Origin of the sequence: Sphingobacterium daejeonense (assembly GCF_901472535.1) — a bacterium.
GTDB lineage: Bacteria > Bacteroidota > Bacteroidia > Sphingobacteriales > Sphingobacteriaceae > Sphingobacterium > Sphingobacterium daejeonense.
In genome coordinates, this window is sequence record NZ_LR590470.1 from 1,517,438 (window position 1) to 1,533,457 (window position 16,020).

The 16,020-nt window shown below is 39.0% G+C and carries 9 protein-coding genes and 2 pseudogenes; all 11 read left to right on the plus strand.

Going from position 1 to position 16,020, the window contains the following annotated elements:
- Positions 1 to 646 precede the first annotated feature (646 nt).
- The 11 genes and pseudogenes from mobA to FGL31_RS07315 all read left to right on the plus strand — a co-directional run bounded on the left by mobA (position 647) and on the right by FGL31_RS07315 (position 15,376).
- Positions 647 to 1,076: pseudogene (gene mobA, locus FGL31_RS24835) on the plus strand (conjugal transfer protein MobA).
- A gap of 8 nt (positions 1,077 to 1,084) precedes the next feature.
- Entirely contained in the window at positions 1,085 to 2,365 is a 1,281-nt protein-coding gene (mobB, locus tag FGL31_RS07265) for a conjugal transfer protein MobB (RefSeq protein WP_138090278.1), read from the plus strand.
- 96 nt (positions 2,366 to 2,461) lie between these two features.
- Positions 2,462 to 2,836: an ArsR/SmtB family transcription factor gene (locus FGL31_RS07270; protein WP_002993197.1), complete on the plus strand. Its 375-nt coding sequence runs from the start codon at positions 2,462 to 2,464 to the stop codon at positions 2,834 to 2,836.
- The gene (gene merTP / locus FGL31_RS07275; RefSeq protein ID WP_002993200.1) at positions 2,833 to 3,426 is read left to right on the plus strand and encodes a mercuric transport protein MerTP; all 594 of its coding nucleotides are present in this window, start codon (positions 2,833 to 2,835) and stop codon (positions 3,424 to 3,426) included. The genes FGL31_RS07270 and merTP overlap by 4 nt, the downstream gene beginning before the upstream one ends.
- A gap of 7 nt (positions 3,427 to 3,433) precedes the next feature.
- On the plus strand, positions 3,434 to 3,640 hold the full coding sequence (locus FGL31_RS28830) for a GDCCVxC domain-containing (seleno)protein (protein ID WP_002993202.1): 207 nt from the start codon (positions 3,434 to 3,436) through the stop codon (positions 3,638 to 3,640).
- Between the two features lie 200 nt (positions 3,641 to 3,840).
- Positions 3,841 to 5,840, plus strand: a pseudogene (gene mobC / locus FGL31_RS07285) (conjugal transfer protein MobC).
- Positions 5,841 to 6,563: 723 nt separating this feature from the next.
- Complete coding sequence (locus FGL31_RS07295) at positions 6,564 to 10,868, plus strand: CusA/CzcA family heavy metal efflux RND transporter (protein ID WP_232046362.1); 4,305 nt, start codon at positions 6,564 to 6,566, stop codon at positions 10,866 to 10,868.
- An 8-nt stretch (positions 10,869 to 10,876) separates the two neighbouring features.
- Positions 10,877 to 12,136 (plus strand): efflux RND transporter periplasmic adaptor subunit, encoded by a 1,260-nt coding sequence (locus tag FGL31_RS07300; RefSeq protein WP_094258247.1) that lies wholly within the window; start codon positions 10,877 to 10,879, stop codon positions 12,134 to 12,136.
- A gap of 11 nt (positions 12,137 to 12,147) precedes the next feature.
- Positions 12,148 to 12,570, plus strand: coding sequence for a Fur family transcriptional regulator (locus tag FGL31_RS07305; RefSeq protein ID WP_094258248.1), 423 nt, complete (start codon positions 12,148 to 12,150; stop codon positions 12,568 to 12,570).
- A gap of 47 nt (positions 12,571 to 12,617) precedes the next feature.
- Positions 12,618 to 13,337 (plus strand): transglutaminase-like domain-containing protein, encoded by a 720-nt coding sequence (locus tag FGL31_RS07310; RefSeq protein WP_094258315.1) that lies wholly within the window; start codon positions 12,618 to 12,620, stop codon positions 13,335 to 13,337.
- Between the two features lie 5 nt (positions 13,338 to 13,342).
- The gene (locus tag FGL31_RS07315; RefSeq protein ID WP_094258249.1) at positions 13,343 to 15,376 is read left to right on the plus strand and encodes a heavy metal translocating P-type ATPase; all 2,034 of its coding nucleotides are present in this window, start codon (positions 13,343 to 13,345) and stop codon (positions 15,374 to 15,376) included.
- The last annotated feature ends 644 nt before the right edge of the window (positions 15,377 to 16,020 follow it).

Consider the following 16,020-nt stretch of genomic DNA (forward strand, 5'->3'; position numbering starts at 1 on the left):
TGAATATTGGTTTATTTAAATAGTACCTATTTCCTATATGCCTGTATTCCCCTTTTGGAAATTTTCTTGATTGTTATTTGCTTTTATTACCGCTTGGTGGGTAATCATTTTTAGCAACTGGAAAACCTTACAACTTGTAAATTGCTTTACCGCTTTTATGCTTTTACAGTTTTATGTTTTTAAAACCCTATGCTTTTATTCCAAAATTTCTGTACTAAAACCCAATTTATTTTTTATCCTCATTACATTTTTATTACCTGCACTAAAACTATACGGCAAATAAAGCGATTGAATCGGCTCGTTATTGATGGGTGGTAGTCTTTGGCACCCAAAGGCAGTGTTTGGCTATGTGTCTGATTGTGATGCTCTCATAAGTAGTGTCTTACTTTGTATATAGAATTTTATTAACAGATTTATGCAAAGGCATCTTGAGGAACTGGACAAAAGCAGAACGGCATCAAGCCGTTTATCCCTGCTACATTTAATCCGTCCCGAAGGGCGGATTTTTGTGTTCACCAGAACACGGCAAGTTGTGTTTTGAGCATCTCGAAAAGATTTCCGATGCTCAAAACAACTTGCCCTGCCGGGGCAGAAAACGTCCTCCGAAGTCGGCGTTTTGTATGAATTAAAAATGGATTAGTGATGAATGAAAAACAGCAGAAAGCAGTTAAAAAAGGGCGGGCGTCCTCTAAAAAACGATCCCGCTAAAATCCGGTACACGATTTCCTTTAATGAGGAAGAGCATGCCCGTTTTCTTGACTTATTTGAAAAGTCCGGTATGCAGGTTAAGGCACATTTTATAACCTCTTGCATCTTCGATAAGACGATAAAATCTGTTAAAATAGACAAAGGAACAATTGATTTTTATATGCGATTGACTTCGTTTCACAGTCAATTTCGATCTATTGGCGTGAATTATAATCAGGTCGTAAAGCTATTGTATAAGAACTTTTCGGAGAAAAAGGCAGCCAGCATATCTCTATAAATTGGAAAAACATACGGCTGAAATGACCGCCTTGTTTAAAGAAATTGTCCAGATAACGGAAGAATTTGATGTAAAATATCTGAAAAAATAACAGCAGAAATGATTGCGAAAATTGGTAGAAGCGCAAATTTATACGGAGCCTTGGCATATAATCAGCTCAAAGTGGAGAACGAAAATGGACAAATTTTGTTCGCCAATAAGATAATTGAAACTGCTAACGGACATTATTCCGTAGCACAATTAGCCCAATCTTTTGCTCCTTATCTCATCGCCAACCGCAATACCGAGAAACATACGTTGCATATTTCGCTCAATCCTGATCCCAAGGATAATGTAGATGATGATAAGTTTAGGGAAATGGCGGAAGAATATATGCGTGAAATGGGTTACGGCGAACAGCCTTTTGTGGTCTTCAAACATACCGATATTGACCGTAGTCATATCCATATCGTATCGGTCTGCGTGGACGAACAGGGCGTGAAAATTTCGGATAGTTTTGAGAAAATGCGGTCTATGTGTGTATGCCGTGAACTGGAAAGAAAACACGGTCTGATACCCGCAACGGACAAAGAACGTAATCACAATGATAAGGTTTTTCGTCCGGTGGATTATCGGGCAAGTGATATAAAAAGTCAGATTGCTTCGGTCATTCGCCACTTGCCGAACTATTATCAATACCAAACTTTGGGAGAATACAATGCTTTGCTTTCCCTGTTCAATATTACCACCGAGAAAGTGGAGGGAGAATTACACGGAAAGGCACAGCAGGGTTTATTGTACATTCCATTGAATGAGAAAGGCGAAAAAGCAGGACATCCGTTCAAGGCTTCGTTTTTCGGAAAGAACGCAGGGCTTCCGGCTTTGGAATTGCATTTTGCGAAATGCAAAACAACCCTGAAAGATACCGCAACCAAACAGACTTTAAAATCAGCCGTTACCATTGCCCTGCAATCAACGGTTGACGAATTGAGCTTTAAAAAACAGTTAGGCGAGCAAGGTATCAATGTAGTGATACGCAGAAACGATACCGGACGAATTTACGGTATGTCGTTCATTGACCACAACTCTAAAAGCGTTTGGAACGGTTCACGATTGGCAAAAGAACTTTCTGCCAATACCTTTAATGATTATTGGAACAATAATATCAAAGCGGAGATTAAAGAGCCAGTTGCACCCCTACCAAAATTGTCCAAACCAACTGATACGGAGGATTTACCTGCGGAAGAACCACATCATTTGTTCGACTTCTTAAATACTGAAAAACACGAAGACGGTTTGATAGAAGCCTTTGGAGGTTTGCTCATACCTGAAGCACAGGGGGAAGATTACGAGGAACAGGATTTTGCTAATAGGATGAAGAAAAAGAAAAGAAGACTATAGTAAGTCATCTTTTGGAATTAAAATCTGCTTTTAAAACGATTTGTTAAATTGTATTTTAGCATTTGCTTAAATAAACGAATTAACTATATTTGCACTATGGGTAATAATTCTTGTATACGTCAACAAGCAGACATTGAACAAATAAACCGCTGTAAAGACCGGGTTTTAGAGCTTAACGATTCGTTTGATTATTTATCGAATGGGCTTGAATTGGCAGGAAATACCGTAAGACTTAAAATTCTCTTCCTACTTTACGAAGAAAAACGACTTTGTGTTTGCGATATAAGCGACGTTCTTGGAATGACAATCTCGGCAGTTTCACAACATTTACGAAAACTTAAAGACCGTAATCTAGTAGAAACAGACAGGGAGGCCCAAACTATTTTTTATTCATTGACCAAGGAATATGAAAAATTGCTAAAACCGTTTTTTAAAATACTTGATGAAAACAAAGTCATAGAAGCAATATGAAAACAAACAACAAACTTATCGGCGCAGGACTTTTGACTGCAATTGCAGCTTCACTTTGTTGCGTTACACCAGTTTTGGCTCTCATTGCAGGAACAAGCGGACTTGCATCCACTTTTTCTTGGCTTGAATCTTTCAGACCGTATTTTATCGGTTTGACAATTTTGGTTCTTGGTTTTGCTTGGTATCAAAAGTTAAAGCCTAAAAAGCAAATTGATTGCAATTGTGAAACAGCAGAAAAACCAAAATTCATTCAGTCGAAAACGTTTTTAGGAATTGTAACATCATTTGCAATAGTAATGCTTGCTTTTCCATATTATTCAAGTGTTTTCTACCCAAAGACAGAAAAGCAAATCATAATAGTGGACAAATCCAATATTGAAAAAGTAGAATTTACGATTAGCGGAATGACTTGTGCAAGTTGTGAAGAACACATAAATCACGAAGTGAATAAATTGATAGGGATTGTCAATCTAAAAGCTTCTTATGAAAATGGAAATACAATCGTAGAGTTTGACAACTCGAAAACAAATATTTCTGAAATTGAAAAAGCAATAAACTCAACAGGGTATTCTGTAACCGCGAAAAATTAAAATTAAAATGGAAATCAAATTGCAATCAATAATCACTTGCCCCAACTGCGGACACAAGAAAGAAGAAACAATGCCGACAGATGCTTGCCAATATTTTTACGAATGTGAAAAGTGCAAACATGTTCTTAAACCAAAGCAAGGCGACTGTTGTGTTTATTGTAGTTATGGAAATGTTCCTTGTCCACCTATTCAGCAAAACAAAAAATGTTGCTAACGGGTATAAAACAAAAGAAGGTCGATATAACTAAAGTATTTTTATTTTACTACCTATAAATATTACTATATAAAAGGGGTATAGAAGCTATACCTCTTAGACCCAGCCGAACCCTGCCACTCACCGCCATCCACTACCACTTTTCCAAAGCCAATCTTTATAGTCTTTAAATTCACGCCCGAACATTAAAATTAAAAATAATGCAAGGAGAAGACGATTTAAGAGGTTTAGCCAAAATAATGGCTTTTATGAGAGCAGTTAGTATTCTATTAGTACTGATGCATCTTTATTGGTTTTGTTATGGTTTCTTTATGGAACGTGGCTGGACACTAGAAGTAATCAATAAAATATTAGGGAATTTTGACCGAACAGCCGGTTTGTTTTCGCATACTTTATATACCAAAGTATTTGCAATCGTGTTATTGGCTTTAAGCTGTTTGGGAACCAAAGGCGTGAAGAACGAGAAGATAACCTGGTCAAAGATTTACGTGGCTTTGGGAATTGGTTTTTTGCTGTTCTTTCTGAATACACCACTGTTAAAGTTGTCGCCCATCATTGGCACATTCTTTTATATACTGACTATCGGACTAGGTTATATTGCTTTGCTGATGGCTGGGGTTTGGATAAGCAGGTTATTGAAAAACAACCTGATGGATGATGTTTTCAATATGGAGAACGAAAGTTTTATGCAGGAAACCAAATTGATGGAAAATGAATATTCCGTAAACCTGCCTACTAAATTTTGGTACAATAAAAAGGAACACAAGGGCTGGATCAATATCGTAAATCCTTTCAGAGCAACGATTGTTTTGGGGACTCCGGGTTCTGGTAAATCGTATGCCGTCGTTAACAATTATATCAAGCAACAAATTGAAAAAGGTTTTTCGATGTATATCTACGATTTCAAGTTTGACGACCTTTCTACTATTGCTTATAATCATTTATTGAAACATCAGGATAAGTACGAAATAAAACCAAAGTTCTACGTCATCAACTTTGACGATCCACGCAAGAGCCATCGTTGCAATCCGCTCAATCCAGATTTTATGACTGACATATCCGATGCTTACGAGCCGCTTACACGATTATGTTGAACCTCAACAGAAGCTGGATACAAAAACAAGGAGATTTCTTTGTCGAATCTCCAATTATTCTTTTAGCGGCTATCATCTGGTTTTTAAAAATTTACGAGAATGGTAAGTATTGCACCTTTCCACACGCCATTGAATTGCTGAATAAAAAGTATTCGGATGTATTTACCATTTTAACTTCGTATCCTGATTTGGAAAACTATCTTTCACCATTTATGGATGCTTGGCAAGGCGGAGCACAAGACCAGTTGCAGGGACAAATTGCATCGGCTAAAATCCCTTTGTCACGAATGATATCACCGCAGTTGTATTGGGTTATGACAGGCGATGATTTTTCATTGGACATCAACAACCCGAACGAGCCGAAGATTTTGTGCGTGGGTAACAATCCCGACCGTCAAAATATCTACTCCGCAGCTTTGGGCTTGTACAACTCCCGAATTGTCAAGCTCATCAATAAGAAAGGACAATTAAAGAGTTCGGTTATTATAGATGAGTTGCCCACGATTTATTTTAGAGGGTTGGACAATCTTATCGCAACGGCGAGAAGTAATAAGGTGGCTGTGTGCTTGGGCTTTCAGGACTTTTCGCAGTTGATACGTGATTACGGCGATAAAGAAGCTAAAGTTATTCAAAACACCGTAGGTAATGTATTCAGTGGACAGGTTGTAGGAGAAACGGCAAAAAGCCTTTCGGAACGTTTTGGAAAAGTATTACAGAAACGTCAAAGTATGACGATAAACCGTAATGATAAATCAACTTCTATTTCTACACAATTAGACAGCCTTATTCCGGCTTCCAAAATTTCAACCTTAACGCAGGGTATGTTTGTCGGTTCTGTATCGGATAATTTTGACGATCGTATCGAACAAAAGATATTTCACGCAGAAATCGTGGTCGATAATGAAAAGGTAGCCGCCGAAACAAAAGCCTATCAAAAGATACCGCAAATCCTATCCTTTGTAGATGAGCAAGGCGAGGATAAAATGAAGCAGGAAATTGAAAGCAATTACCGTCAGATAAAATCAGATATTCTGCATATCGTCGAAAGTGAAATGGAACGGATTAAGAATGACCCGAACTTACAGCATTTGATACAGCAAGAGTAATAAAGGTACAAGTGGAAATTTTTAGTATAGACTAAAAAATATTGGCGATACTTCTTCTTAAATTTAGTATGGAGTGTCGCCAATATTGTTTTGAACAGTATGTAAAACAAATATTCAGAATGAAAAAGGATATTATATAAAATAGTAATTATTCAAAACAATGCAATGCCATTGCATTACTTTTTTACTAACTTTGCAAAAGAATATGAAAGTCTTTTTTTCCATATTGGCAATTTATATGATGGCGGTATTTTTAATGCCTTGTACCGATATTTATGAAAAGGAGAGTTTTCAAAACCATAACCATTCAGAAGAATTAGCCATAAAGCAAGCCACGACCATCAGGAAAAACCTGATATGTGCAGTCCGTTTTGTTTATGCGGTTGTTGTGGAATGGTGTCGGGCATAGTGCTTCAATGGAATGTATATAACTTAGTTAAGAAGACCTTTGACTTGTCTAAGGCCAAAGTTTACTATAAATCTATCTTTATATCCCTCTATCTGGGAGAAATTTGGCAACCGCCAAAGATTAATGCATAATTTTTAATGTTTAAATGATTACAGCTTAATGCTAACAGCGTTAGCTTGGTTTTTAGGGTATTTATATTCCCTAAAAACATAATCATTATGATTTTATCATTATTTATCCATCATTAATCATCACAAAAAGTGTTAAATAACATTATAAAATTCTCTATAAAGAATAAGTTCATTATAGGATTAATGACCTTATTACTCATCATTTGGGGGGTATGGAGTGCCACGAAAATCCCCATTGATGCCCAACCTGACATTACAAACAATCAGGTTCAGATTATTACCCTGTCACCAACATTAGCAGGACAGGAGGTGGAGCAACTGGTTACATTTCCTGTAGAGCAAAGTATCGTCAATCTTCCCAAAGTAGAAGAAATAAGAAGTGTTTCGAGGTTTGGACTATCTGTTGTAACCGTAGTGTTTCAAGACAATGTCGATATTTATTTTGCAAGACAGTTGGTAAGCCAACAGCTGAAAGAAGCACAAGACCAGATACCTGATGGAGTTGGAACGCCTGAACTTGCTCCTGTCAGTACAGGTCTTGGCGAAGTGTACCAATACATTCTCCATCCCAAACAAGGAAGCGAAGATAAATATTCTGCAATGGATTTACGGACAATGCAGGATTGGATTGTCGCCAGACAACTTTACGGTACTCCGGGAATTGCAGAAGTTAATAGTTTCGGCGGTCTGCTCAAACAATACGAGGTATCCGTTGACCCTAACCGCATCAAAGCGATGGACGTCAGTATCTCCGATATTTTTACTGCACTCGAAAACAACAACCAAAATACCGGAGGCGCTTATATTGATAAGAAACCCAATGCATACTTCATTCGGGGAATTGGTTTAGTCACTTCACTGGAAGATGTAGGTAATATTGTTGTTAAAAATACGGAAAGTGTTCCGGTATTCATCAAAGATGTAGCAAAAGTACAATTTGGTCACGCTACCCGATACGGAGCAATGACCTATAACGGCGAAGTAGATGCTGTGGGAGGTATTGTAATGATGCTCAAGGGAGAAAACACTGCTACGGTCGTAAAAAACATCAAAGAAAAAATACCGGTTATCCAACAATCTCTACCCGATGATGTGGTCATAGAACCTTATTTGGATAGAATGAACCTGGTAGATAGAGCGATAAGTACTGTCGAAAAAAACCTAATTGAAGGTGCATTAATCGTAATATTTGTATTGATTATCTTCTTAGGGAATTTCAGGGCAGGTTTAATCGTCGCATCAGCTATACCGTTATCAATGCTTTTTGCATTGGGAATGATGAGGTTATTTGGCGTAAGTGCCAACCTGATGAGTTTGGGAGCTATTGATTTCGGATTGATAGTGGACGGTTCGCTGATCGTTGTTGAAGCCACAATGCACCATTTGGGCTTACGGAAATCCACTCAAAAACTTACGCAGGCAGAAATGGACGAGGAGGTGTATGAATCTGCAAGAAAAATCCGTACGAGTGCAGCATTTGGAGAAATCATTATCCTCATTGTTTATATTCCTATCCTTACTTTGGTCGGCATAGAAGGAAAAATGTTTACGCCAATGGCGCAGACCGTAAGTTTCGCCATTTTGGGAGCTTTGATTTTGTCCTTTACCTATATCCCGATGATGAGTGCCTTGTGTCTGTCTAAAAAACCGATTACCAAAAGGAATTTTTCAGACAAAATGATGGACTATCTTCAAGGGGTTTATAAGCCTTTGTTAGAAAAAGCCATTCGGATAAAATATGTGATTATTGCGGTTGCCGTCGGACTTTTTACCATTAGTATATTCCTTTTTTCACGGATGGGCGGAGAGTTCCTGCCAACATTGGGCGAGGGCGATTTTGCTTTCCATTGTATTTTGCCGCAAGGAACATCCTTAAGCCAAAGTCTGGAAACCTCTATGCAGGCATCTAAGATAATCAAGGAGTTTGACGAAGTAAAAATGGTTGTAGGAAAAACGGGGGCTGCCGAAGTACCGACAGACCCGATGCCGCCCGAAGCGACCGACCTGATGATTATTCTTAAACCACAGGACGAATGGAAAACAAAGAAATCGTATGACGAACTTTCCAATGAAATGATGGAGAAACTCGAAGTTATTCCCGGTGTATTCTTTGAAGCCAACCAGCCGATACAGATGAGGTTTAATGAACTGATGACGGGTATCAGGCAAGATGTAGCTGTGAAAATATTCGGAGAGAACCTCGACAGTTTGTTGATTTATGCCAATAAAGCCAATGCCATTATTCAAAAGGTAGAGGGTGCAACCGCTCCGCAGGTAGAACGGATAGCAGGTCTTCCACAGATTAATATCGAATACGACCGTACCCGAATAGCCAACTATGGCTTGAATGTACAGGAGATAAACGATATTGTCAGTACTGCGTTTGCAGGTAAATCAGCAGGCGTGGTTTATGAAAATGAGCGTAGATTTGATTTGGTGGTACGGCTTGATGAAGAACACCGCAGTTCTATTGAGGATGTGAGCAATCTGTTTATTCCACTTCCAAACGGAGAGCAGGTTCCACTTTCGCAGGTTGCCAACATTGACTATAAATTAGGTCCTGCACAAATCAGCCGTGAAGGAGGAAAACGAAGGATATATGTCGGATTTAATGTACAAGGGCGGGATGTAGCAAGTGTTGTAGAAGAAATTCAGGATAAGTTGGCTGAACAGGTTAAGCTACCGACAGGATATTATTTTACCTATGGCGGTCAGTTTGAGAACCTCCAAAAAGCTACTGACAGATTACTGATTGCAGTACCTATCGCCCTGCTTTTGATTTTTATCTTATTGTACTTCACGTTTCATTCGTTCAAGGAAGCCGTTTTGGTCTATACAGCTATCCCGATGAGTGCCATTGGAGGTGTGTTTGCCCTATTGTTGAGGGATATGCCATTCAGCATATCAGCAGGTGTAGGGTTTATCGCTTTGTTTGGTGTTGCTGTTCTGAACGGGATTGTACTGATTTCCACATTCAACAGATTGGAAAAAGAGGGTTGGAACGAGATTATCCCGAGAATTATCGAGGGGGCTAAAACAAGACTAAGACCCGTATTAATGACAGCGTCGGTAGCAAGTTTAGGTTTCTTACCGATGGCATTGAGTACAAGTGCGGGTGCAGAAGTACAAAAACCGTTGGCAACGGTCGTTATCGGCGGATTGATGTCAGCAACGGCATTGACGTTATTCGTACTGCCTTTACTATACCTCGTATTTATGAGAAATCATAAGCCTACAAAAAATAATAAAATGAAAGCCATAACACCTATATTGTTACTGTTTACGTTCTTAGGCTTTTCTCAAACCAGTAATGCACAAAATCCTGTAAACGTAGATAGAGCTATCGAAATAGCTATGGAAAATAACCCTCAGCTCCGTTCCAAAAAATTGGAGATTCAATCTACCCAAAGTTTGAGTAAGACAGCATATGAGCTACCGAAAACCGATTTAAATTTCCAATATGGGAATACAGATGGATTTGAGTACAATGACGGTTTCCAAATTTCGCAGACTATACCCTTTCCAACACTTTTTGGGGTAAAGAAAAACCTTGTCAAAGAGCAAGTCAAAGGGCAGGAATGGTCAAAGGCTCTGACAGAAAATGAGCTAAGAAAGCAGGTAAGAACATATTATTATCAGTTAGCGTATCTGGAACATAATGCTTCGGTATTGAAGTATTTGGATAGTATTTATGCAGACTTTATCCGTGTGGCGGAGCTGCGTTATAAAACAGGAGATATAGGGCGGATAGAAGTCAGTACGGCTGTTACCAAAAAGGGGGAAATCAATATATTGCTCCAGCAAAATGAGGTCTTCAGGCAAAATGCCTATCAGAATCTTAAAAACCTGATGCAGACAAAGGAAGATTTTGCCATTGAACCCAAATCAGACTATGAACCATTACTTTTGACTTCTTTCATAGACAGTTCAGCTATTGAAAACCACCCAAGCATCCAGCTATTGTATCAGGAGGCTAAAATCGCTGAACAGAACAAGAAGTTGGAACGGGCAAACAGCCTGCCTGATTTTACGTTCGGTTATAATAATATATCGCTGATAGGAATGCACAGTAGAAACGGCGTGGAACAATTTTACGGCAGAGGACAGCGGTTCAGTTTTGTTGATGTAGGCATAACCATTCCACTCTTTACTACGACCAGAGCGAAAATCCGTTCCCTTGATTATCAAAAACAATCATTGGAACTGAATGCCCAATGGCAACAACAGCAGCTAAAAACGGAGTTGGCAAATGCCCTGAAACAATATGAACAGAATGTTTCACAGTTTACCTATTTCAAGGAGCAGGCACTTCCGAATGCTGATGAAATCATCAATGCGGCAAAGTTAGGGTACAGTACCGGAGATATTTCTTATGTGGAGTACCTCTTTGCCTTGCAGACAACAACCGATATTCAGCTTAATTATCTAAAGAGCATACAGCAAATCAATGAGGCTGTAACGCTTATTCATTCATTAATCAGCAAATAATACAAAATATGAAACGTATCATCAATAATATAGTTTTCAGCGTTTTTGTCCTCGTAGCAATCTTTGCTTTGAACGCCTGTACAAATAAACATACGGAGGACGACGGACATAATCACGGTAGCGAAGCAGCAGCAACAACGGACGAACACGAAGAAGAAAACGTTGCGGTACTGACCGATGAACAGATAAAAGCTGTAGGTATCGAAATCGGGATGATTGAACAGAAACAATTGTCCGCAACATTGAAAGCCAACGGTGGATTGAGAGTACCCAACAGCAACAAGGCAAATGCAACTTCAATGTTTGGCGGCGTTATCAAATCCCTCAATGTGGAGATAGGCGATTTCGTAAAAAAAGGTCAGGTCATCGCCACTATTTCCAATCCGGAATTCATACAATTACAGGAAGAATACCTAAGCATCAATAGCAGGATAGAATTTGCAGAGCAGGAAGTTGCAAGACAAAGAGAGCTGAACGAGGGAAATGCAGGTGCAAAGAAAAACCTGCAAAGTGCCACATCTGAATTGAACACGTTGAGAACACGAAAAGCATCGTTACAACAACAAATCCAAATGATGGGCATTAATCCGGCTTCCCTGTCAAATTCCAGCCTTAAATCCTCGTTGGTCGTTACAAGTCCGATAGGCGGTACGGTAAGTAACGTTTTTGCCAAAATCGGAAGCTATGTAGATGTGTCTTCGCCTATTGCCGAAATAATAGAGAACACAGCATTGCACTTGGACTTACAGGTTTATGAAAAAGATATTCCCCTAATCAAAATAGGTCAGAAAATAGATTTTGTCGTAACCAACAACCCCAATAAGACCCATTCTGCCGAAGTTTATAGTATAGGTTCATCTTTTAGCGGAGAGAGCAAAACCATTGCCGTTCACAGCAGAATTACCGGAGATAAAACAGGATTGATTGACGGAATGAGCATAACCGGAAATGTAAGTTTAGATGATGTATTAAGTACGGCTGTACCCAACGAAGCGGTTGTCAATGCAGACGGGAAATATTACATCTTTTTGGTCAAGGAGCAGGAAGAAGAACCGCACGACCATAAAGAAGATGAGGCTCACGACCACGGTTCGGAAAATGGAACTCAATTTACAAGAATGGAGGTCGTTAAAGGTGCTTCTCAATTGGGTTACACGGCGATAACGCCTGTAAATGAAATTCCACACGGTACACATATCGTGATAAAAGGTGCGTTTTTTGTGAATGCAAAAATGAATGATACCGGAGAACACGGTCACGCTCACTAAAATGGTATATAATGAAAAAAAGCATTGAACAAAAGCTGTTGTCAAAGAACACCAATCCGACCAGTATGCGGATATTGGTATATGATTTCTTGGAGCAACAGCAGACAGCGATGTCCTTATCTGAAATCGAAAGTCATTTCTATAAAGCAGACAGGGTTACGATTTACAGGACTTTGAAAACTTTCGAGGAAAAAGGCATTGTACACAGTATTCAGGAGAACACTACCGTTAAGTATATTTTGTGTCACGATGGGTGTGATGAAGAAACACACAAAGATTGGCACTTACATTTCTATTGTAAAATCTGTAAACAGACAACCTGTAAGGAGGATTTTATAATACCGCAGAATGGAAACCAAAATTACCGTATTGACGAAATAAAACTATTTGGTAAAGGTATTTGCGAGAACTGTTTAAAGGAGAGTTTGCAATAGCATTGCAGGCTCTTCCTGTGTATCTTTGTCATAAATATAAATGTGTTATGGATAACTATCTTAAAGAAACAAAAATCCTTGACTACTCAAACGTTTCTATACAAGAGCTATTGGAACAAAGAGGGTGGAAAGATTTGGGCAATGTTTCAAGAGTTAAAGCCATTTACAATTTTGTCAGGGATGAAATAAAATTTGGCTACAATGTTTCGGACGATATACCTGCATCAGAAATATTGCAGGATGGCTATGGACAGTGCAATACCAAAGCGACTTTGCTAATGACGTTATTAAGAGCAACGGGAATACCTAACCGCATTCACGGTTTTACCATTGACAAAGCCTTGCAAAAAGGAGCTATTACGGGTATTTGGTACAAACTTTCGCCTCAAAACATCTTACATAGCTGGGTAGAAGTATGGGTAAATGAACAGTGGTATTTTTTAGAAGGTGTGATTTTGGATAAACCCTATCTCACCAAATTGCAGGAGCAGAACAGCGATTGCAAAACCACATTTTGTGGTTTCGGGGTTTATACCGATAATTTTGAGAACCCACCGATTGAATGGAACCTCAACAATACGTTTATTCAGGATAAGGGCATCAATCAGGACTTTGGCGTTTTTGATACACCCGATGAATTTTATTCTAAGCATCAGCAAAAGCTAAATGCGTTAAAGCGATTTGTTTTTCAGTATATCGTGAGGTATATAATGAATAATAACGTAGAAATAATAAGAAATAAAAGTGTAACGAACCTAAAAAATTAAAGGCTATGACAAATACAGACAAAAATCATAAGCATACGTATGATGCACAAGGCAAAATGACTTGTTGCACGCTGGAAGAAAAAATTTACACCGAAGCAGGTGCAAAAGAGCTGGTAAATGAAAAGCATCAACACGACCACGGCGATGATGAAGGACACGACCACAGTCATAGTGAGAGTAGTCCAATTAAAATGTTTTTGCCGAGTATAATATCATTGGTATTGTTGCTTGCTGCCATAGCATTTGATCATTGGCTTCCACAGCAATGGTTTACGGGTTGGGTAAGGATTATTTGGTATGTGGTTGCGTATGCTCCCGTTGGGTTTCCTGTATTGACAGATGCCGTGAAAAGCATCAGAAAAGGGGAAATCTTTTCAGAGTTCTTTTTAATGGGCATTGCCACCATCGGGGCATTTGCCATTGGCGAATATCCCGAGGGCGTTGCCGTGATGTTGTTTTATGCTGTTGGAGAAGTTTTTCAGACAATGGCGGTTTCCAGAGCCAAAGCAAATATCAAATCATTGCTCGACCAAAGACCTGATGAGGTAACGGTTTTAAGAAACGACCAACCCCTAACTGTAAAGGCGGAAACCGTGAATATCGGCGAAATAATACAATTGAAACCGGGAGAAAAATTAGGTTTGGACGGAGAATTATTGTCTGAAACGGCATCGTTCAACACCTCAGCACTCACAGGCGAAAGCAAACCCGACACCAAAGCCAAAGGCGAAACGGTTTTGGCAGGTATGATAAACCTTAATACCGTTGCACAAGTGCAGGTCACAACCGCATATATGGATAGTAAGTTGAGTAAAATTTTGGAATTGGTACAAAATGCTACTTCACAAAAAGCACCAACGGAATTATTTATCCGCAAGTTTGCGAAAATATATACCCCTATAGTGGTACTGTTAGCGGTCGCTATCTGTGTGCTGCCTTACTTTTTCGTAGCTGATTATGAGTTTAGGGATTGGTTGTACAGGGCTTTGGTATTCTTAGTTATTTCTTGTCCTTGTGCCTTAGTAATCAGTATTCCATTGGGTTATTTCGGTGGCATTGGAGCAGCGAGCAAAAACGGAATACTGTTCAAAGGAAGTAACTTTTTAGATAGCCTTTCCAATATCCAAAATGTGGTAATGGATAAAACGGGTACAATGACAGAGGGTGTTTTCAAGGTTCAAGAAGTGGTATTTGACAAAGCGTTCAATCAAGATGAAATTTTGCAATTGGTCAATGTATTGGAAAGCCACAGTACGCACCCCGTAGCGACAGCTATTCACGAATACGTGGGGGAACTGGATAATACAATCCGCTTAGAAAATACAGAGGAAATTGCTGGACACGGGCTGAAATCAACCGTAAATGGTAAAGACTTGTTGGTTGGAAATTTCAAGCTGATGAACAAGTTTGGAATACAATACGACTTAGATCCGAACAGCATCGTTTATACGACCATTGCCGTTGCTTACGATAACAAATTTGTCGGTTACATTACGATTGCCGACAGTATCAAAGAAGATGCAGAGAAAACCATCCGTTTATTGCATAAACTCAATGTGAAAGCAACTATGCTTAGCGGAGATAAAAGTACAGTGGTAAAGTATGTAGCGGAGCAGTTGGGGATAGATAATGCTTTTGGGGATTTATTGCCCGAAGATAAAGTAAACAGGGTTAAAGAAATTAAAGCCAAAGGCGAAAGCGTTGCTTTCGTCGGCGACGGCGTGAACGATGCTCCCGTTGTGGCGTTGAGCGACGTAGGTATCGCAATGGGCGGTTTGGGAAGCGATGCCACTATTGAAACGGCAGATGTGGTCATACAAGACGATAAGCCGAGCAAAATCCCAATGGCAATCAATATTGGAAAAAAGACAAAGAAAATCGTTTGGCAAAATATCACATTGGCATTTGTGGTAAAAGGAATTGTATTGGTGCTTGGTGCAGGTGGATTGGCTACAATGTGGGAAGCCGTTTTTGCTGATGTGGGCGTGGCGTTATTGGCTATTCTTAATGCGGTACGAATACAGCGGATGAAATTTTAAAGGACGTCAATTTATAAGTATTGAAAAGAAAACAGAAAATACGCAAAAAGAAATATATAAAGGTATTCAACCGAAGCGACTTAATGTCTTTGGACATCAGTGACGACAACCTTGTTGATGTAAGAACCATTTAAGTAGGTTGAAGTATGCTTCTGAAAACCCCGTAACCGGGCGTATGGGTGTATTCAATATGGGACGAAATATCAGTGTTAAATTAATAATGAATTTCTGATTCGATATTATTGAGTGAAAGATTTAAAAGAACGCTAGCAGGAAATGTAACTGACACTATAATGCTCATGGAATAAAAATAAATGGCGGATAAGAGAAACTTATCTGCCATTTATTTCAAAAAAAACGAACCGGTTTGAAAAATACCATTATCTTTGCAATAGTTTTTTTGTTTTTTACATGTTAAAAAGGATAAACATATTAATGATTATATGCTTATTGGGCTTTTTTATAATCCCAATGCAATCCTATGCGTGTAAATCGCATTCCAAAGAAATTGTTATCAAGGAGAAGTCATGTTGCAGTGCCAACAAGCAGCATCATTCAGAAGATCAATGTGAGAAAGACTGCTGTAAGTCTAAGGATGACACGAGCAATGAATGCTCTGGAAATTGTGGACCTACGTCCTGCCA